The sequence below is a fragment of the Williamsia sp. z71 genome, assembly GCF_059553375.1.
In genome coordinates this window covers 190,914-210,398 of record NZ_JCANWX010000009.1, presented here as the reverse complement: position 1 = coordinate 210,398, position 19,485 = coordinate 190,914, and the positions used below count along the sequence as shown (strand labels likewise).

Genomic DNA, 19,485 nt, shown 5'->3' with positions numbered 1-19,485 from the left:
GGGTCATTGCTGTCGATGGATTTGTGAAACCAGGGGCGCTGGCGCCCCGGCGCATGTCGCATCCGATCCGTCTGGTCAGGGTCCAGACGAGACTCGCTACACGGCCCGGGTGGCGGTCTCAGCCTCCAGGTGCCCAGCGAGACCTCGGATTGCGCATGCGGGATGAAGCCGCATGATCACCAACCTTCTCGTCCTGCAGACGTTGCATCTGCGTAACTGGTTGATAACAGATTGGTATACGAACCCGAAAAAGTCCAGTAAAAAGCGGCCTGACAAGGCCTGCAAAGTACTTTTTGCGCCCGCCGACGTATGCAAAAATACCGTCTACGCTGCGGTTTTGTCCCTATACCCCACCGTGAGGAGTTTCACAAGGATATTCGACTACGACACGCCCGAAGACGCCAAAACGTTACGGAGCGGATCAGTCGAGCGCCGATTCGAGTTCTCGAAGGCCTGCCTCGCCGACGTCGGTGACGCGAACAGCCCGGCGGTTCGGTCGGCGCGTGACCCAACCCTGGGACTCCAGCGCACCGAGGACTTGTACGCCGACCTGACCGGCGGCATGAGCACGTCGACCGGTCCAGTCCAAACAGCCCATGGCCCACGGGCGCGAGCCCACCGGAGGCCGGATGCCGAACGCTGCCGCGACAGGTCCGCGCGGGAACGGCTCCGGCGGATGTGAAGGCTGCCCGATTACCAGTTCGGTCACAACTCCGGAACGGATCAACACGCGGCGATTCTCAAGCCGAGGTCTCCGGCCAGGTGGTCGTAGCAGGAACGACCACGATGCCGCCTTCGAGCCCAACACCCGCGTCCCCGAGCGTGCGGCCGATTCGGGCGAGGGAGTCGGCGCCGTGCGGCGCCGCGATCTCGATATCGAACATCACGGCACCTCGATCACTGGTTCGAGGACCAGATCGGTGTGTGCGGTCATCACTCGACACTAGAGCCGGATCACTTCGTTGATCGCCGAAGGATCGGCGCGGTGTCAGCCGATGATGCGGGTGACGACCTCGAGGTCCACGTCGGCCAACGCGGCCGGACTGAACGTCGGATTCCGGTCCTTGTCGACCAGAACCGCCCGTACGCCCTCGGCGAAGTCAGGTGTCCGGGTGATCTGCTCGGCGGCATGTAGCTCGCGCTCGAGACATTCGTCGAGCGTCGAACGCCCACCGAGTTCGATCAATGCAGCGGTCACCACCAGGCTTGTCGGTGATGCGGCGTCGAGTTGGGCGACGGTCTGCGCTGCCCAGTCATCACCGACGGCGCCGCGCAGGCCGCCGACGATCGCCGCGACCGGATCATCACTGAAGTACTCGGCGATCTTCGCCAGCGGCAGTTCCGTCGTGGAGACCTTTTCGGTCCGGCCCGACAATGCCTGCGACAGTGACATTCCCGACCGGATGTCATCGGCGAGGTCACCGAACTTGGCACTGGGAACATAGTGGGTCGCCAGGCCGACGGCCACCGCATCCGCCCCGTGCACACGCGCGCCGGTCAATCCCATCCACAGCCCCACACCCGCCGGCAGCCGCGGCAGAAAATATGTCGAACCGACATCGGGCATGAATCCGATTGCCGTTTCCGGCATCGCGATCATCGCCTTCTCGCTGACCACCCGGATCTCACCGTGCACGCTGATGCCCAGACCACCGCCGAGCGCGGGTCCGTCGATCAATGCCACATAGGGCTTCGGAAAATCCGCCACCAGCTGATCGAGTTCGTACTCCGCGCTGAAATACCTTGTCACGGCGGCGAAGTCCTCGGCCAGCACCGCATCCCGGATCGCCCGGATGTCACCGCCGGCACAGAACGCCCGATCGTTCGACGAGGTGACCAGGACCGTCTCGATCTCGGGATTGTCCGCCCAATCCGACAGGACCCTGAACATGTCGTCGACCATCGTCTGATCCAGCGCGTTGAGGGCCTTGGGGCGATCCAAGACGATCTCGCCGACACCATTGCCGACCTGCGTACGGATGAACGACACCGATGATCTCCTTGTCAGCCGATTGCTTCGGCGAGTTCCATCCACGACTCTTCAGCCGCTTCACGTTGCGCCACCACAGATTTCAGTTCGATGCCCAGGGCAATCAGCTGATCCGGTGAGGTGGCCGCGTCGGCGAGCTTGTTGTGCAACTCGGCCTCCTGTTTGACCAGACGCTGCACCTGACGTTCGACCTTCTTGAGAGCCTTCTCCATGTCACGCTCAGCGCCAGAGCCTTTGGCGGGACCGCCGCCGGCCGAAGCGGCAGCCTTGGCCGGTCCCGACGACTGAACGGCCGAGGCAGCGGCCGGACCGTTGGAGAGTTTCGTCAGATACTGCTCGATGCCACCGGGCAGGTTGGTGAGTTTGCCGTCACCGAACAGAGCCCAGGTGCTCTCACAGATCCGCTCGATCAGGAAACGGTCGTGACTGATCACCACCAGCGTGCCCGCCCAGTTGTCGAGAAGATCCTCGAGTTGCTGCAGTGTGTCGATGTCGAGGTCGTTGGTGGGCTCGTCGAGCAACAGCACGTTCGGTTGTGCCATCAACACGCGCGTGAGCTGCAGCCGTCGACGCTCACCACCGGAGAGGTCGCCGACCGGTGTGCGCTGCCGGGCCGGACTGAATCCCAGACGCTCGGCCAGCTGCCCGGCCGAGACGTCCTTGCCGCCCAATTCGATATGTCCGGCAACATCTTCGACGGCCTCGATCACCCGCATGTCGACCGGTAGGTCGTCGAGTTCCTGACGCAGCCAGCCGATCGAGACCGTCTGCCCTTCGATGCGACGACCGGCGGCCGGCGGCAATTCACCGGCCAGGGTCCGTAGCAGTGTCGACTTGCCCGAGCCGTTGACACCGACGAGACCGATGCGCTCGCCCGGCGCCAGACGCCAGGTCAGGTCGTCGATCAGCACGCGGCCGTCGGGGGTGGTGAGCTTGGCGTCCTCGAGTTCGATGACCACCTTGCCCAGACGTCGTTTGGCGAAACTGGCCAGCGCCACCGAATCCCGCGGCGGTGGCACATCGGCGATCAGCTTCTCGGCAGCCTGGATCCGGTACTTCGGCTTGGACGTCCTGGCCGGCGGCCCACGACGGAGCCAGGCAAGTTCTTTACGCGCCAGGTTCTGTCGACGTTCTTCGGCGACATCGGAGAGCCGGGTCCGTTCCGCGCGAGCATAGACCCAGTCGTTGTAGCCACCTTCATAGCTCTCGACCTTGCCGTTCTGCACTTCCCAGGTGGTGGTCGCGACCGTGTCGAGGAACCAGCGGTCGTGGGTCACCACGACGAGCGCGCTGCGCCGGTTGACCAGATGCTGACCGAGCCAGGCGATGCCCTCGAGGTCGAGGTGGTTGGTGGGCTCGTCCAGGATCAGCAGATCCAGATCTTGCACCAGCGCGGCCGCCAGCGCCACCCGGCGCCGCTGTCCACCGGACAGGTCGGTGACGAGGGTATCGAGCCCCAATTCGCCGATGCCGATACCGGCCAGGACCGACCGGATGCGGGCATCGCCGGCCCATTCGTGTTCGGCGACCCCGAGTGGTCCGAGAACGATCTGCCCGATGGTCTGCTCGGGAGGAAGGTGTCCACGCTGGGTCACCACCGCCATCCGCAACCCGGTGGCGCGGGCCACGCGGCCCTCGTCGGGCGGCTCGATCCCGGCCAGGATCTCGAGCATCGTCGTCTTGCCGCCGCCGTTGAGCCCGACCACTCCGATGCGGTCGCCCTCCTGGACGCCGAGACTGACCGATTCGAGCAGCGGCTTGATGCCGAACGACTTGCTGATCTTCTCGACGGAGATCAGGTTGGTGCCCTGACGTTTTCCTGGTGCGGTCACAGTGCTGCCTCGATCACTCGTGCGCCGCCGACCGGGCCGGAGGCGGTACGGACCGCGCGACACACACCCGCGCCGGACAACTCGGCCGCGGTGGCCACCGCGGCGGCCTCATCGGCGCACAGGAACGCGCACGTCGGTCCCGACCCGGAGATGATTCCGGAGAGGGCTCCGGCGTCGACGCCGGCGCGCAGTGTTCGGCGCAGAGCCGGGCGCATGGACAGCGCTGCCGGTTGCATGTCGTTGTGTAGCAATGTTGCAACTCTCTGTGGGTCACCCGATGCGAGCGCCTGCAGGAGCTCGTCGGGAGATTCGGTATAGGTGCCGGTGTCGTCGGCGGACTCGTTCGTCTCGCGCAACCGGTCCAGTTCGCGGTACACCTGCGCGGTGCTCAGACCTTCTTTGGCGACGGCCAGCACCCAGTGGTACTCACCGCGGGACAGGACGGTGTTGAGCTTCTCGCCGCGGCCGGTGCCGAGCGCGGTGCCACCGCGCAGGGAAAACGGTACGTCGCTTCCCAATTCGGCGGCGAGGGATGTCATGGTGGCGCGGTCGATCTCCAGGCGCCACAGCCGGGACAGCGCCAGCAGTGTGCCGGCGGCATCGGCCGAACCACCGGCCATACCCCCGGCGACCGGGATGCCCTTGTTGATCGTGATCGTCACCTCGGGCGGCCGGCCGGCCGCCCGCGACATCAACTCGGCGGCCCGCCACGCCAGGTTGGTCGAGTCGACCGGGACCTCGGCGGCGCTGTCTCCGGTGACAACGATCGAGAGGTTGTCGGCCGGGGCCACCGTGACGGTGTCCGACAGTGACAGCGCCTGGAACACGGTCGTCAATTCGTGATAGCCATCACGGCGGGGCAGACCGACGCCCAGGTGCAGATTCACCTTTGCGGGTACCCGAACCGTGACGGGACGTGGGACAACAGACAACACGATCGCCAAGTCTATGCGGCCCGGCTAATCGAGCTGCGCGGCGAGCGCCACGTAGTCGTCGATGGCCAGGCGCTCACCCCGGAGGGTGGGGTCGATACCGGCGGCGGTCAGCAGCTCCTCGGCCGCCGGGGATGAACCGGCCAGACCGGACAGCGCCGCACGTAACATCTTGCGCCGCTGGGCAAAAGCCGCATCGATCACCGAGAAGACGCGTCGGCGATGGGCCTCGTCGACCGGCCAGCGCGGTTCGGCGTACCGGCTGATCCGGACCAGACCGGACTCGACCTTGGGTTCGGGCCAGAACACATGCCGCCCCACCGAGCCGGCCTGGGAGACCTCCCCGAAGAACCGTGCCTTGACGCTGGGAACCCCGTAGACGCGCCCGCCGGGACCGGCAGCCAGCCGCTGGGCGACCTCGAGCTGCACCATCACCAATGCCGTGCGGATACTGGGGAACTCCGACATCAGGTGCAACAACACCGGCACGGCGACGTTGTAGGGCAGGTTCGCCACCAGCGCGGTCGGCGCGGTCGGCAGGTCCTCCGCGGTCACCCGCAAGGCGTCCTTGGTGACCACGGTCAGCGCATCGGCCTGGTCGGGCGCACGCTCGGCGACGGTCGCGGGCAGCCGGCCGGCGAGCCGGGGATCGATCTCGACGGCGATCACTTCTTTGGCCACCGCGAGCAGTCCCAGGGTCAGCGAGCCGAGTCCGGGGCCGACCTCGACCACCACATCGTCCGGACCGATCCCGGAGGCCGTCACGATGCGCCGCACCGTGTTGGCGTCATGCACGAAGTTCTGGCCGAGGGTCTTGGTGGGGCGGATGTCGAGTTCGGCGGCGAGTTCACGGATCTCCGCCGGACCGAGCAGCGCGGGTACGTTACTCAGCGCAGCGTCCGCCCACGAGGGCAGGCGTGCTGCGGTGAGATCAACGAAGTCCGAGTTTGGACGAGCAAGAAGGCCATGCGCCCCATCCTTGCGCGGCCTGGGTCTTGGTTGCAATTGCGATCTGTTCCTCGCGGGTCGCGAGGTCGGCGCGCGGCGCGTATTCCTGGCCACCCCAGCGGTCCCAGGTGTTCTGGTCGAACTGCACGCCACCGTAGAAACCGTTGCCGTTGTTGATGGACCAGTTGCCGGTCGCCTCACACTGCGCCAGCCGGTCCCAGACCGAGCCCGGCGGCACGTACGGCGCACCCGGCTTGGTGCCGACCGCCACGGTGGCCGGCTTCGGTTCGACCTTCACCACGGAATCGAGCTTCACCTTCTCGGTCTCTTTGCCGTTGACGGTGGTCACCTCATAGGTGACCTCGGCGGAGCCGGGCTGTCCCGGGTTCTTGACCTCGGTACGGCCGGTGGTCAGTTCGGGGTCGTCGACCTTGTTCTCCGGCGGTGCGACCGGTTCGGTCACTGTCACGGTCTCGGTGCGGATCCGGGTGACGGTGATGTCCATGTCGTTGGTCACCGGCGCGTCGGCGGCCGGTGTGACCTGATCGGTCGGCGTCAGCGGGTTGCCCGTGTCATGGAGCAGTTCGGCGACGGTCTTCGCGGCGATCTGCGGCGTCGAGGTGTGCGTCCCGTCGGTGAGCTTGACCTTCTTGGGAAGCACCACGTTCACGGTGCCACCGGACACCGGCAGATGCTCGGTGATGGGACCTTCGATGTCATTGGCCGCCGAGTCGAGGTCGATCTGCGCGAGCGCCTGCTGGACCGTGGTGGCGGTGGTCTTGACCTCACGGGGCTGACCGTCGACGTTGACCGTCAGGGTCTTGAGCCGGTGCAGGGTGATGGTCTCGCCATCGCCCACCCGGTCGTCGGGTGCCGGCAACACCAGGTCGCCGTCGGCCGGGTCGTAACCCTGTTCGTCCAGGATGGCGTCGACCGAGCTACGCATGGTGGCGACGCTGACCACCTCGCCGTCGACGTCGATCGTCACGCTTTTGTGGGCGACGATCCCCATCACACCGCCTGCGACGAGTACTGCGAGCAGTAGCGCGATTGCGATGCGTGGGGTGCGGGAGGTCGATTCGTTGATACGAGCAAGCACAGACATGATCACAACAAGATAACGAGATGGTGTGCGTTGTGCAAAGCTATCGCTAAACCTGCAGGTCCAATCCGTATGCGCGGATCGCATTTTGGGTAACAGCTCGGGCGAGCCCCGCTGGCTCCTGCCCCCGCACCTCCGCCAGCGCCCGCGCGGTGTAGGGCAGGACGTACGACTGGTTCGGTTGGCCTCGATACGGGTGGGGTGTCAGGAACGGCGCATCGGTCTCGATCAGGAGCTGATCGTCGGGCACCAGAGCGGCGGCGGCCTGCAAGGTGGTGGAGTTCTTGAAACTCACCGTCCCGGCAAAACTGAGCAGATACCCGCGCTCGACACACTCCGCGGCGACGCGTTCGTCCCCGGAGAAGCAGTGCATGATCACCGTCTGCGGCGCACCCTCGCGTTCGAGCACATCGAGCAGGTCGCGATCGGCCTCGCGGTTGTGGATCATCAGCGGCTTGCCGACGCGTTTCGCGAGATCGATATGCCAGGCGAACGCCTCATGCTGCTGTGGGACGGTCGCGCAGTCGTCCGACTTGCCCGGCCAGTAGTAGTCCAGGCCGGTCTCCCCCACCGAGACGACCCGCGGGTCGGTCAGCATCTGTTCGAGTTCGGCCTTGGTGGCGTCGTCGAGTTCGTGCGCATGGGTCGGGTGCAACGCCACGGCGGCGTACGCCCGCGAATCCCACCGCGCCGCGTCCACGGCCCAGCGGGCATCGACGATGTCGTCGGCGACGGTGACCACGGCAAGAACACCCACCGCCTCGGCACGGTCGAGAATCTGCCGCACCGATTCGGCATCCCGCCCGCCACAGGCGGCCAGGTGGGTGTGGGCGTCGATCAGCGGGGGCAACGGCTCCGGATCCGGCGGCGGGGTGCGCCGCCGCTCCTTCTTGAGTTCCTTGTTGCTCTTCTCCTGGCCGTTGCTCGTGTCCGGCGCGATGGGTCCCGGCGTCGTCTGATCGGTCATGTCAGAGATCGACCTCGCCGACGATGACCGACACACTGCGACCGCCGACCCAGACGTCGGTGTCGTCGTCATTGATCAGGACACGGCCGGACCGGCCCAGCGCCGCCCCCTGCGCCGCGACGTATGTCGCGGGCGCGATCTCCAGCCCGCGCAGCCAGCACGCCAGGCCGGCATTGAGGCTGCCGGTCACCGGGTCCTCCGCGACGCCCGCGCCGGGGGCGAAGGCCCGGACTTCGTAATCTGGTCGATCAGGTGGTCCCGTCTCGCCCAGGTAGGGGCCGATGAGGCCGACATTGAACGCCCCGAGCGCGGCAAAATCCGGCTCGACGTCGAGTACCAGGCCGGCCGAGGTCAGCAGCAATCCGATCCATCCCGGTCCGTTGTCCACCCAGTTCGCGGCGACGACATCCGACGGGCGCAGACCCAGGGCCTGCCGGATGAGGGCGAGGTCGTCGGCCTCGACCGCGCCCGACCGGATCAGCGGTGGGGCCGCGAACGCCAGCGCGTCGCCGACCGCGCGGATACCGACCAGTCCCACGCCACATTCCTGAATGATCTTCTCGCCCTTCGGCTCTCCACCGGCCTGCAACCAGGCGTGCGCCGAACCGAGGGTCGGGTGTCCGGCGAAGGGCAGTTCCCCCGCAGGCGTGAAGATCCGGAGCAGGTAATCCGCCGCCGGATCCCGCGGGGTACACACGAACGTCGTCTCGGACAGATTCGTCCACCGCGCGAACGTGCGCATCTGGTCGTCGGTGAGGTCGTCGGCGCCGAACACGACGGCGACGGGGTTACCGGTCAGCGGCCCGGACGCGAAGACATCGACTTGCTCGAACCGGCGAGGTGACATGTGTGGATTGTGCCCGTCCGCCCCCGCGGTTGGCGAATGGAAATCGACCGGCTCGACAGCAGGTGCACTAAAGTGGCGCGATGTGACACAGACCAACCACCGGGTGGGCACGAAGCAGGTCGGCGACCTGACGATCGCCTACGAGGACATGGGCGATCCCGACGATCCGGCAGTGCTGCTGATCATGGGCCTGAGCGCCCAGCTGACGTTCTGGCAGACCGAGTTCTGTATGAAGATCGCCGATCAGGGCTACCGCGTCATCCGGTTCGACAACCGCGACATCGGTCTGTCGACACACCTCGACGGCGTCCGGGTCGACGGGTCGCTGCTCAAACGGCTCGCCAACTACGAACTCGGCAAGGCCAGTGAGGTGCCGTACACCCTGGTCGACATGGCGGCGGACGCGGTCGGCCTCCTCGACGCCCTCGAGATCCGGCAGGCCCACATCGTCGGCGGTTCGATGGGCGGCATGATCGCCCAGATCGTGGCGGGTAAGTATGCCGACCGGGTGTTGTCGGTGGGCATCATGTTCTCCAGCACCAACCAGGCCTTCCTCCCGCCACCGGATCCCCGCAAACTCAAGGCATTGCTCTCCGGGCCGGGCATCGGCGCCACCCGCGAGGAGTACATCGAAAACGCCGCGCGATCCGCCCGCACCATCGGCAGCGCCAAATACGCACTGCCCTGGGAAGAGTCCTTGCGTCGCGCCACCCTGGCCTACGACCGCGCCCACGACCCGGCCGGCGTCGTGCGACAGGCGGCCGCGGTGATGGGTACCGGCAGTCTGCTCCCCTATACCCGCGCCATCACCGCACCGACCGTCGTCATCCACGGCACCGCGGACGGTCTGATGCGCCCGACGGGTGGCAAGGCGATCGCCAAGGCGGTCAAGGGTTCGAAGCTCGTCCTGCTCAAGGACATGGCGCACGACATCCCCGAACCCCTGTGGCCGCGAATCATCCTGGAACTGACCGAGAACTTCGCCCGGGCGGAGTAGTCAGGCCCGGCCGGTTGCACTCCAGGCCGACCATCGGGTCACGGCCACCACGATGACCGGGCCGTCGAGCGGCACGGTCGCGTACTGCGGGTATTTGGCTCGCAGGAGTTGATACGTCCGGTCCACCGCGGGGCCTTCGGTGTGGATCGCGGCGTGGCCGTCGGCGCGCACCCACCACAGCTGCTCCCAGTCCTCGGTGTACTCGTCGACCAGGAGGCAGACCTGGGCATTGCGCTCGATGTTCGCCAGCCGCCGCAGCTGCCGGGTCGATTTCGGCTTGCCGTCGACGGCCAGGTGGATCGTCTGGCCGTCGACGGCGAAGACGACCGGGACCAGGTGCGGACCTCCGGTGGCCGACACCGTCGCCAGCCGGGCCGACCGGGCGGCGGCAAATCGCTCGAGCGGCACTCGCGTGCCGGTGGGGTCACCCATACCGGGCAACTGTAGTGGCCGAGTCCGCGCAGGCTCGGCCTGCCGATAAGCTGTCGACACCATGGCTTCTGCAACAAAACCGCCGTTCTACATGACAACGGCCATCGCATACCCCAACGGGGCACCGCACATCGGGCACGCCTACGAGTACATTGCGGCCGATACACTGGCACGATTCAAGCGGCTCGACGGCTATGACGTGCTGTTCGTCACCGGCACCGACGAACACGGCCAGAAGATGCAGCAGACCGCAGAGAACGAGGGCGTCGAGACCCGCGAGCTGGCCGACCGCAACTCCGCCGCGTTCCGCGAACTGCAGGAGATGCTGGGCAGCAGCTTCGACCGGTTCATCCGCACCACCGACGCCGACCACCATGTCGCGTCCCGGGCCATCTGGGAGCGGATGAACGCCAACGGCGACATCTACCTCGACAAGTTCTCCGGCTGGTACTCCGTCCGCGACGAAGCCTTCTACGGCGATGCCGAACTGACCGTCCTCGAGGACGGCAGCCGCATCGCCACCGAGTCGGGAACACCGGTCGAGTGGACCGAGGAAGCGTCGTACTTCTTCCGGCTCTCGGCGTACCAGGACAAGCTTCTCGCTCTTTATGACGAGCACCCTGAGTTCATCGGACCCAACACCCGCCGCAACGAGGTCGTCAGCTTCGTCCGCGGAGGCCTGCGGGACCTGTCGATCTCCCGCACCACCTTCGACTGGGGCGTGAAGGTACCGGGCGACGACGCCCACGTCATGTACGTGTGGGTCGACGCGCTGACCAACTACATCACCGCCGCGGGCTTCCCCGACACCGACTCGGCGGCCTGGAAGAAGTACTGGCCCGCCGACCTGCACATCATCGGCAAAGACATCATCCGGTTCCACTGTGTGTACTGGCCCGCATTCCTGATGAGCGCCGGGATCGAACTGCCCAAACGGGTCTTCGCACACGGCTTCCTGCTCAACAGCGGCGAGAAGATGAGCAAGTCGGTCGGCAACGTGGTCGACCCCGCCGGCCTGATCGCCGAGTTCGGTCTCGATCCGATCCGGTTCTTCTGCCTGCGCGAGGTGCCGTTCGGCCAGGACGGTTCGTACAGTCACGACGCGATCGTCGCGCGGGTCAACGCCGATCTGTCCAACGAACTCGGCAACCTCGCCCAGCGGACGCTCTCGATGGTTGGCAAGTACTTCGACGGCGTGCTGCCTGCCCCGGTGAACCTCACCGAGGCCGACAACACCCTGCTGGCCAAGGCCGACGGACTTCTCGACCGGGTCCGCGCTGAATTCGACCAGCAGGCAATCCATTCCGGACTCGAAGCGATCTGGGACGTTCTGGGCGACACCAACAAGTACATCTCCGTCGAAGAGCCGTGGAAGCTGGCGAAGACCGATCTCGAACGCACCGGCACCGTGCTCTACATCTGTGCCGAGGTGGTCCGGATCGCGGCATTGCTCACCCAGCCGGCCATGCCGGATTCGTCGGCACGTCTGTTGGATCAGCTTGTGGTCAAGCCAGATTCACGTGACTTCGACGCGATCGCCCAGCGGCTCACCGCCGGAACGTCCCTGCCGAAGCCGACACCGATCTTCCCGCGCTACGAAGCACCGAAGAGCTGAGCCCTCAGTGCCCCAACGGCCCATCGCCCGTACGGACCAATGCGGGCGGTGTGTTGCGCAGCGTTGAGATCGGTCCCGCCGCCGCCCCGGATGTGGTGCGCGCGCTGGATTTTCACACGCGCCGGCTGGGCCTGCCCGGTCCGGCGGCACTGATCGGCGATTGGCTCGGGTCCGATGCCGTCATCGCCCCGTCGATCACGCTGACCGCGGGCACCGCGGTTCCGGACCACCCGGACCAGTTCTGGTTCGGGTACCTGGGTTTTCCGGATCGCGCCGACGAGGGCCCGTTGCCGGCCACCGCGGGCGGATCGACGGACGCCATCCTGCACCAGGACCGACTGGGCACCTGGTGGTGGACCTCGGTCACCGGCCGCCCGTGTCCCGACTGGGTTCTCGCCGCCCTGACCGAACAGCACCGGGACAACTGGGCGGTGCGGTGGACACCGCCCGACAAGGCGCCACACGTGAGAGCCATCGAGCAGTGCCTCGACGCCATCGCAGCCGGCGAGGTGTACCAGGCGTGTATCTGCACGCGGTTCACCGGGCAGCTCGACGGGTCCGTCGCCAATTACTTCTCCGACGGTGTCGACGTCACCCGGCCCAGGAAATCTGCTTTCCTGCAAGGTGATTGGGGTTCGGTGGTGTCGTTCTCACCGGAGACCTTCCTGAGGCGGCACGGTGCAGTGGTCCACTCGAGTCCCATCAAGGGAACACTCCCGATCGATCTCGACCCGAAACAACTGCTCGGCTCCGCCAAGGATGTGGCGGAGAACATCATGATCGTCGACCTGGTCCGCAACGATCTGGGCCGCGTCGCCGTCCCGGGCACCGTCACGGTCACCGAGTTGCTGCAGGTCCATCCGGCCCCGGGGGTCTGGCATCTGGTGTCGACGGTGCAGGCCACGCTCGGTCGGACAGTGTCCAACAGCGACCTGATCGACGCGACCTTTCCGCCTGCCTCGGTCACCGGAACCCCCAAGATCCGTGCGCGCGAGCTACTCACGGACTGGGAGCAGCATCCCCGCGGGCTGTACTGCGGCGCGATCGGAGTGGCCTCCCCCGACGGCGACCTCGACCTCAATGTCGCGATCCGCACGGTCGAGGTCTCACCCGAGGGCTCGGTGCACCTCGGTGTCGGTGGCGGCATCACCATCGATTCCGACCCCGCAAGCGAGTGGCAGGAATGCCTCGACAAGGCGGCCGCGATCATCGGCCTGCAACACCGGCCCGATCACACCAGCGCCGACGGCTGACGACGGTCCGGATTCAGTCCGTCGGCAGACCGCAGCAGCGCCACCACCGCTGCCGCATCCATCGCCTCGGCGAACAGAAAGCCCTGGCCGAAGGCGCATCCGGCATCGGCCAGCGCGCAGCACTCCAGCTCGGTCTCGATGCCCTCTGCGACGACGTCGAGATCGAGGCCGGGCCCGAGTTGGGCTATCGCCCGGACGATGGCCAGGACGGCCGGGTCATCGTTCAGTCGCCGAACGAACCCACGGTCGATCTTGACGCAGTCGACCGGGTAGTCGCGCAGGTGGGCCAGCGATGAATGCCCGGTACCGAAGTCGTCCAGTGCCACCCGCACTCCGGCCGACTTGAGCGCATTGAGTGCTCGCACAACATGTTCCGATCCGCGATCGGTGAGAATGTGTTCGGTGATCTCGACCTCGATGAGCGAGGTCGGGATCCGGAAGAGTTCCAACCGCCGCAACAGTCTCTCGGCATAGTCATCGCGCAGGAACTCGACCGGCGAGGCGTTCAGCGACACCGGCACGATGGGCAGGTCCGCGTCGATCCAGGCGGCGATGTCGCGGCAGATCTTCAGGTGCATCAGAGCGCCCAGCCGGGTGGCCAGCTCGTAGTCTTTGAACGCTTCGGCCACTGCGCCGGGTAGTTGCAGGCCCAACGGTGTCCGCCAGCGCAACAGAGCCTCGAATCCGACGACTTCTCCGTCGGCGAGGCGGACCTTGGGTTGGTAGTGCGGTTCGATGGCGTTGTCGCGGATGAGCTGACGGGCGCGCCCGCGCTGCGCCGCCGCGTCTTCGGTTCCGGCCATCATCTCCGCACTGAACATCCGGACCCCGCCGCGTCCGCCCGCCTTGAGGTCGTTGAGTGCGGTGTCGGCCGACCTCAACAGTCCAGAGGCGTCTGCGGCATCGCGCGGATACGTCGCGCAGCCGATGCTCATTCCACCGTTGATCACCTTGCCCGCGTAGGTGACCTGCGTGTTCGTCTGCGCGGCAACGGATTTTGCCACCGCCTGCAGTTCGGCATCACCGTTCACGTCCTCGATCACCACACCGAACTCGTCACCACCGAGCCGGGCGACGTACCCACTGTCCGGCAGACACGATCGCAGGCGCCGGGACAACACCCGCAGCAGATGGTCACCGGCCGGGTGTCCGAGGGTGTCGTTGACCAGTTTGAAGTGGTCGAGGTCGATCAGGAGCAGGCCCACCGGCCGGTTCGTGTTCCGCGCACGGCCGAGGGCCCGCTTCAGGTGGATCTTGAACGATCTGCGGTTGGGAAGGCCGGTGAGGTCGTCGATCTCCCCGGCACTGCGCAGTCGGGCTTCGGCCTCGTGCTGCAGTGTGACATCGCGCGAGACGCACAGGATCCGTGCGGTTGTCCCGTCCGCGGATTTCATCGGCGTCAGCAGGTTGTCCCAGTACTGCCGGGACGGTCCTTCCGTCGGGAGCGAACCCGCGAAATGCGCGTTCTCGCCGCTCCTGGCCGCATTGATGGCGCGTTGTCCGCGCCCGCGGAATTCTTCCGGCAGCAGATCGAGCCAACGCATCCCGAAGATGGTCGTCTCGATTGGCAGCCCGAGTGCGGCACACCCCGCCTTGTTCATGTGCACCACGACGCCGTCGGTATCGAGGATCTTGATGCAATCGCCGCTCGCATCGAGCATGGTGTTCTGGATCTCGGCGCTCACCACCAGCGCTCGGTGTGCACGCACCCGCTCGTCGATGTCGGCGCAGCTGATCACCCACTGCTCCGACGAATCCCGCGATGCGTCCGGCGGATAGGCCATCATCACGAACCAGCGGTACCCGCCGTCACGCTCGCGCAGGCGACACTCATCGCCGAAGGTCTCGCCATGCGCCGTGGCGTACTCCCAGGCCTGCACCACCCGTTCCCGATCCGCCGGGTGGACGACGTCCGTCCAGTCGGCCAGGGCCCCGACCGCGCAGCCGACGAACTCGGACCACGCCCGGTTGCCATGCCCCCGGGTCCCGCCGCGGCCGGCGACCCACACCGGGTTGGGCATCGCGTCCAGGTCGACATGATCGAAGGCCGCCATGCGATCGCCCCCTCCCGAGGTGCCACACCCAGGCACACCACTGACAATGGGCCGAACATTACGCCTCCGCCGCCGTCGTCTCAGCCGACTTTGAACGATCGGCCAAATAATGACGGTCCGATCACATAAACCCGGCGGGCGGGAAGCGCCTACTCGTCCGGACGGCCGGCCAGCACTGCTTCGTAGAGTTCACGCTTGGACGCACCAGAGGAAGCCGCCAATTGCGCGCAGGCGTCCTTCAGCCGGACACCCGACGCCACGAGCTCTTCGGCCCGCGCCACCAGATCATCGATGTCGGGTTCACCGGCGACGGCACCCTCGAGCACCACCGTGATCTCACCGCGGACCCCATCGGCAGCCCACCGCGACAGCTCTGCCAGCGTCCCGCGGCGCACCTCCTCGTAGGTCTTGGTGAGTTCCCGGCACACCGCCGCCCGACGGTCGGGTCCGAGTACCTCCACCGCGTCGCCGAGGCACTCGGCCAGACGGTGTGGCGCCTCGAAGAACACCGCGGTGCGCGGCTCTTCCACATAGGCGGCCAACCACTTCTTGCGCTGACCCGGTTTACGAGGGGCGAAGCCGTCGAAGCAGAATCGCTCGACCGGCAGTCCCGAGACCGCGAGCGCCGTGGTGACCGCCGACGGGCCCGGCAGGCAGGTGATCGGCAACTGCGCCTCGACACAGGCCACCACGAGGCGGTAGCCGGGGTCGGACACCGACGGCATCCCCGCGTCGGTGATCACCAACACAGTCGCACCGGACCGGACCTCTTCGACCAGAGCCGGTGTCCGCTGTGCCTCCACCTGGTCGTAATAGCTCACGACCCGCCCGGTGATGGTCACCCCCAGACCCGCGGCCAGGGCCCGCGCCCGGCGGGTGTCCTCGGCGGCGACCACATCGGCGCTGGCCATCGCCTGCCGTAGTCGGGGTGAGGCGTCGTCGAGGTGCCCCATCGGGGTTGCTGCGAGTACCAGTTGGCCGTGCGGTTCCGGAGAGTTCATCACTGCACAGCCTACGATTGGCCCCGTGACGTTCTCCCCGCCGCTCGAGATCTCCACGCCGGAGGACTCGATCAACACCCGTCGACTCCCGGGAGAACTGCCGGGCACGCATGCCGAGGACCTCGGCAACACCCCGAACGATGCCCGTGATGTACCCGCACCGGTCTTCGGTGCCACCGACCGCAGGCGCGGCTGGATCGTCACCTTGATCCTCACCGCCATCGGCGCGGCAACCCGCTTCATCAACCTCGGCACACCCACCGACAAGGGCACGCCGGTCTTCGACGAGAAGCACTACGTCCCACAGGCCTGGCAGGTCCTCACCGGCGACAACTGGCTCGAGGACAACCCCGCCTACGGCCTGGTGGTGCATCCCCCGGTCGGCAAATGGATGATCGCCATCGGCGAGTGGATCTTCGGCTACGACGCCTGGGGCTGGCGTTTCATGTCCGCGGTCTGCGGAACGCTGATGATCCTGATCGTCATCCGCCTGGTCCGCAGGCTCACCCGGTCGACCCTGGTCGGGGCCATCGCGGGGGTGTTGCTGATCTGCGACGGGGTGAGTTTTGTCGCTTCCCGCACCGGGCTGCTCGACATCTTCCAGATCTTCTTCGTGGTCGCCGCGCTGTCCTGCATCGTCTGTGACCGCGATCAGATGCGCGCCCGGATGCACCGGGTCCACCTCGAAGGACGGATGGGAGATTCCGTCTACGGCCCCCGCCTGGGCTTTCGGTGGTGGCGCTTCGGCGCGGCCATCCTGCTGGGATTGGCCTGCGGCACCAAGTGGTCCGGCATCTACTTCGTCGCCTTCTTCATCGTGCTGTCGCTCGGTTTCGACGTCGCCACCCGGCGCGCCTACAAGGTCCGGCGGCCATGGCGCGGAGTCCTGGTACGCGATCTGATCCCCACCGGATTCTCGTTGGGCCTCACGCCGATCTTGGTGTACCTGGCCACCTTCGCACCCTGGTTCGCCTCCGAGACGGCGGTGTACCGCTATGAGGTCGGCAGGCAGATCGGTACCGACGGGCCGTTCGCCTGGGTGCCCGACGCGCTGCGCTCGCTCTGGTACTACGAGTCCGGCGTGCTCGACTTCCACTCGACCCTGACCAACTCTGCGGGCAACCATCACCCCTGGGAATCCAAGCCCTGGACCTGGCCGATGAGCCTGCGCCCCATGCTGTACTACATCGAGTACGGCCCCGACCAGTGCGGCGAATCCGAATGCGTTCGCGCCATGATGTTCATCGGCACGCCGATCCTGTGGTGGCTGGCCTTGCCCATGCTCGCGTGGGCCCTGTGGCGGATGTTCTTCCGGCGCGACTGGCGATACGCGGTGGTCCTGGCCGGCTACGGCGCGGCCTATCTGCCCTGGTTCGCCAACCTCGATCGGCAGATGTACTTCTTCTACGGAACCGCGATGGCCCCGTTCCTGATCATGGGTCTGGCCCTCTGCGTCGGCGACATCCTGGCGGCCGGCCGGAAGCCACGCAAGAACGCCTACGAGTGGCGGCTCGCGGGCGCGGTCGGGATCAGCATCTACATCGGCCTGGTGGTCCTCAACTTCATGTGGATGTGGCCGATCCTCACCGGATCCCCGATCAGCCGCGAGTTGTGGAACCTACAGATCTGGCTCCCCAGCTGGGCCTGACCCCTGCACTCCGACACTGACCCCCCACCCCACCCGTCGACCGGGCCCTAATCACCGTCGAGCGGGCCCAAAATACCGTCGAGCGGGCCGAAACTGCCGCGCCGCCAGCAGATTGGGCAGTTGGGCGGTGTTTTTCGCACGTTGGGCGGTTGTTTCGGCACGCTCGGCGGCGGTGGTCAGTCGTCGAACGTGTCCGGGGTGATGGCGGGGAACTGGTCGGACGGCATGACGTCGCTGGAATCATCTTCGGCGGCTATGATATTCGCCTTCACACGCAGTTTCCGGTCGATTTCACCCTTATACGTACGGCGCGCCACGATCAGCGGGTCTCGTCGTAGATCCAGGTACAGCGACAGACACATACCGAGCATCACGATCACAAACGGTAGTGCTGCGATGATGGCCATCGTCTTGATGCCTTCCAACGCATCGTCGCCACTGAGCCACAACAGCAGAGCGGCGACCCCACCGGTCAACGTCCCCCAGAAAATCGTGACCGTTTTGCTCGGATTCTGCGCACCGCGTTCCGACAGCGTCCCCATCACCAACGACGCCGCATCGGCTCCCGACACGAAGAAGATCGCCACCAGGAACATCACCAGCACCGACGCAACACCGGTCAGCGGCAGGTTGCCGAGCATGTCGAAGAGCAGGCTTTCCTCCGTTCCGGAGACGTCGAGGTCCTTACCCTCCATCTGTTGTCTGATCGCGGTACCGCCGAAGATCGCGAACCACACCAACGACACGATCGTGGGCACCAGCATCACACCGACCACGAATTCCCGAATTGTCCTGCCGCGACTGATCTTGGCCAGGAACATGCCCACAAACGGCGTCCACGACACCCACCACGCCCAGTAGAAGATCGTCCAGCCGGCGAGCCATTCTTCGCCGGCACTGTCCACCGTGGCACCCGATCGCGCCGAATACGACGTGATGTCACCGAGATATGTGCCGATCGTCGTCGGCAGCACATTGAGGATGAACACAGTGGGCCCGACGACGAACACGAAGATCGCCAGGATCACGGCCAGCACCATGTTGGTGTTCGACAACCATTGGATTCCCTTGGCCACCCCCGACACCGCCGAGGCGACGAACGCGGCGGTCAACACCGCGATGATGGCCACCAGCAACAGCTTCGACGGGTCGTCGAGCCATCCGATCTCCACCATGCCCGAGCCGATCTGCGCCGCACCGAGCCCCAGCGACGCGACGGTCCCGAACAGTGTGGCAAAGATGGCCAGGATGTCGATGAACTTGCCGCCCCACCCGTTCGCGCGATGCCCGAGGATCGGCGCGAATACCGCGCTCACCAACTGGCCCCGGCCACAGCGGTAGGTGCTGTAGGCAATCGCCAGGCCCACAACGGCATACATCGCCCAGGGATGGAATCCCCAATGGAACATCGTTGTCGCCATGGCGACACCGACATCTTCACTTTCGGTTCCGGGCGGGGCGTCGACATAGTGAGCCAGCGGTTCCGCGGCGCCGAAGAACATCAGGCCGATACCCATACCGGCGCTGAACATCATCGCGATCCAGCTGATCGTCCGATATTCCGGCTTTTCGCCGTCGCGCCCGAGCGGGATCTTGCCGTATTTGCTGATCGCGAGATACAACGCAAAAAGGACAAAGAACGTGGCGGACAGGATGTAGATCCATCCCAGGTTTTCGGTGATCCAGGCCAGCATGTCCGCGGTGATCGACCGCAGATGCGATCCGTCGGCGAGACCCCACACCACGAACGCGATCACAGCCACCGCGGTGACCCCGAAAACCACCAGATCGAGTCGGGGTTTTCCACTTCCGGGGTCAGCTGGCGGAACTGCGTCAGAACGTTCGGTCTTCAATGCCATGTACTCAC

17 protein-coding genes are annotated in these 19,485 nt (G+C 66.1%); 4 read left to right on the top strand and 13 right to left on the bottom strand.

Annotated elements, in window-relative coordinates:
• Window positions 1-421: 421 nt before the first annotated feature.
• The 9 genes from AC51GR_RS21690 to AC51GR_RS21650 form a co-directional block, all read right to left on the bottom strand.
• Entirely contained in the window at window positions 422-709 is a 288-nt protein-coding gene (locus AC51GR_RS21690; protein WP_496326718.1) for a hypothetical protein, read from the bottom strand.
• Between the two features lie 31 nt (window positions 710-740).
• Window positions 741-884 (bottom strand): hypothetical protein, encoded by a 144-nt coding sequence (locus tag AC51GR_RS21685; RefSeq protein ID WP_496326717.1) that lies wholly within the window; start codon window positions 882-884, stop codon window positions 741-743.
• 104 nt (window positions 885-988) lie between these two features.
• Entirely contained in the window at window positions 989-1,990 is a 1,002-nt protein-coding gene (locus tag AC51GR_RS21680; RefSeq protein ID WP_496326716.1) for an enoyl-CoA hydratase/isomerase family protein, read from the bottom strand.
• 14 nt (window positions 1,991-2,004) lie between these two features.
• Window positions 2,005-3,822: an ABC-F family ATP-binding cassette domain-containing protein gene (locus AC51GR_RS21675; protein WP_496326715.1), complete on the bottom strand. Its 1,818-nt coding sequence runs from the start codon at window positions 3,820-3,822 to the stop codon at window positions 2,005-2,007.
• Complete coding sequence (locus AC51GR_RS21670) at window positions 3,819-4,757, bottom strand: 4-(cytidine 5'-diphospho)-2-C-methyl-D-erythritol kinase (RefSeq protein WP_496326714.1); 939 nt, start codon at window positions 4,755-4,757, stop codon at window positions 3,819-3,821. The genes AC51GR_RS21675 and AC51GR_RS21670 overlap by 4 nt, the downstream gene beginning before the upstream one ends.
• 24 nt (window positions 4,758-4,781) lie before the next feature.
• The gene (gene rsmA, locus AC51GR_RS21665; RefSeq protein ID WP_496326765.1) at window positions 4,782-5,669 is read right to left on the bottom strand and encodes a 16S rRNA (adenine(1518)-N(6)/adenine(1519)-N(6))-dimethyltransferase RsmA; all 888 of its coding nucleotides are present in this window, start codon (window positions 5,667-5,669) and stop codon (window positions 4,782-4,784) included.
• A gap of 16 nt (window positions 5,670-5,685) precedes the next feature.
• Window positions 5,686-6,807, bottom strand: coding sequence for a resuscitation-promoting factor (locus AC51GR_RS21660; protein WP_496326713.1), 1,122 nt, complete (start codon window positions 6,805-6,807; stop codon window positions 5,686-5,688).
• Window positions 6,808-6,853: 46 nt separating this feature from the next.
• Window positions 6,854-7,771 carry a TatD family hydrolase gene (locus AC51GR_RS21655; protein WP_496326712.1) on the bottom strand — a complete coding sequence of 306 codons (918 nt, stop codon included), beginning with the start codon at window positions 7,769-7,771 and terminating at the stop codon, window positions 6,854-6,856.
• Between the two features lies 1 nt (window position 7,772).
• Window positions 7,773-8,618: a PhzF family phenazine biosynthesis protein gene (locus AC51GR_RS21650; RefSeq protein WP_496326711.1), complete on the bottom strand. Its 846-nt coding sequence runs from the start codon at window positions 8,616-8,618 to the stop codon at window positions 7,773-7,775.
• Window positions 8,619-8,766: 148 nt separating this feature from the next.
• Between AC51GR_RS21650 and AC51GR_RS21645 the strand changes: the two genes are divergently transcribed.
• Window positions 8,767-9,615 carry an alpha/beta fold hydrolase gene (locus tag AC51GR_RS21645; RefSeq protein WP_496326764.1) on the top strand — a complete coding sequence of 283 codons (849 nt, stop codon included), beginning with the start codon at window positions 8,767-8,769 and terminating at the stop codon, window positions 9,613-9,615.
• Here AC51GR_RS21645 and AC51GR_RS21640 read toward each other — a convergent pair whose 3' ends face one another.
• The gene (locus AC51GR_RS21640) at window positions 9,616-10,047 is read right to left on the bottom strand and encodes a TIGR03668 family PPOX class F420-dependent oxidoreductase (RefSeq protein WP_496326710.1); all 432 of its coding nucleotides are present in this window, start codon (window positions 10,045-10,047) and stop codon (window positions 9,616-9,618) included.
• A gap of 61 nt (window positions 10,048-10,108) precedes the next feature.
• Between AC51GR_RS21640 and metG the strand changes: the two genes are divergently transcribed.
• Window positions 10,109-11,662 carry a methionine--tRNA ligase gene (gene metG, locus AC51GR_RS21635; RefSeq protein ID WP_496326709.1) on the top strand — a complete coding sequence of 518 codons (1,554 nt, stop codon included), beginning with the start codon at window positions 10,109-10,111 and terminating at the stop codon, window positions 11,660-11,662.
• 50 nt (window positions 11,663-11,712) lie between these two features.
• The gene (locus tag AC51GR_RS21630) at window positions 11,713-12,915 is read left to right on the top strand and encodes an aminodeoxychorismate synthase component I (protein WP_496326708.1); all 1,203 of its coding nucleotides are present in this window, start codon (window positions 11,713-11,715) and stop codon (window positions 12,913-12,915) included.
• Here the strand turns inward: AC51GR_RS21630 and AC51GR_RS21625 are convergent.
• Together AC51GR_RS21625 and rsmI are read right to left on the bottom strand one after the other, a co-directional pair.
• The gene (locus AC51GR_RS21625; protein WP_496326707.1) at window positions 12,894-14,969 is read right to left on the bottom strand and encodes a putative bifunctional diguanylate cyclase/phosphodiesterase; all 2,076 of its coding nucleotides are present in this window, start codon (window positions 14,967-14,969) and stop codon (window positions 12,894-12,896) included. The two genes, AC51GR_RS21630 and AC51GR_RS21625, sit on opposite strands and share 22 nt — an antisense overlap.
• Before the next feature lie 149 nt (window positions 14,970-15,118).
• On the bottom strand, window positions 15,119-15,970 hold the full coding sequence (rsmI, locus tag AC51GR_RS21620; protein WP_496326706.1) for a 16S rRNA (cytidine(1402)-2'-O)-methyltransferase: 852 nt from the start codon (window positions 15,968-15,970) through the stop codon (window positions 15,119-15,121).
• 97 nt (window positions 15,971-16,067) lie between these two features.
• Here rsmI and AC51GR_RS21615 point away from each other — a divergent pair, with 97 nt between their 5' ends.
• Complete coding sequence (locus tag AC51GR_RS21615) at window positions 16,068-17,618, top strand: dolichyl-phosphate-mannose--protein mannosyltransferase (protein ID WP_496326763.1); 1,551 nt, start codon at window positions 16,068-16,070, stop codon at window positions 17,616-17,618.
• A gap of 176 nt (window positions 17,619-17,794) precedes the next feature.
• Here AC51GR_RS21615 and AC51GR_RS21610 read toward each other — a convergent pair whose 3' ends face one another.
• Window positions 17,795-19,477, bottom strand: a complete 1,683-nt coding sequence (locus AC51GR_RS21610) for a BCCT family transporter (protein ID WP_496326705.1) — start codon at window positions 19,475-19,477, stop codon at window positions 17,795-17,797.
• Window positions 19,478-19,485 lie beyond the last annotated feature (8 nt).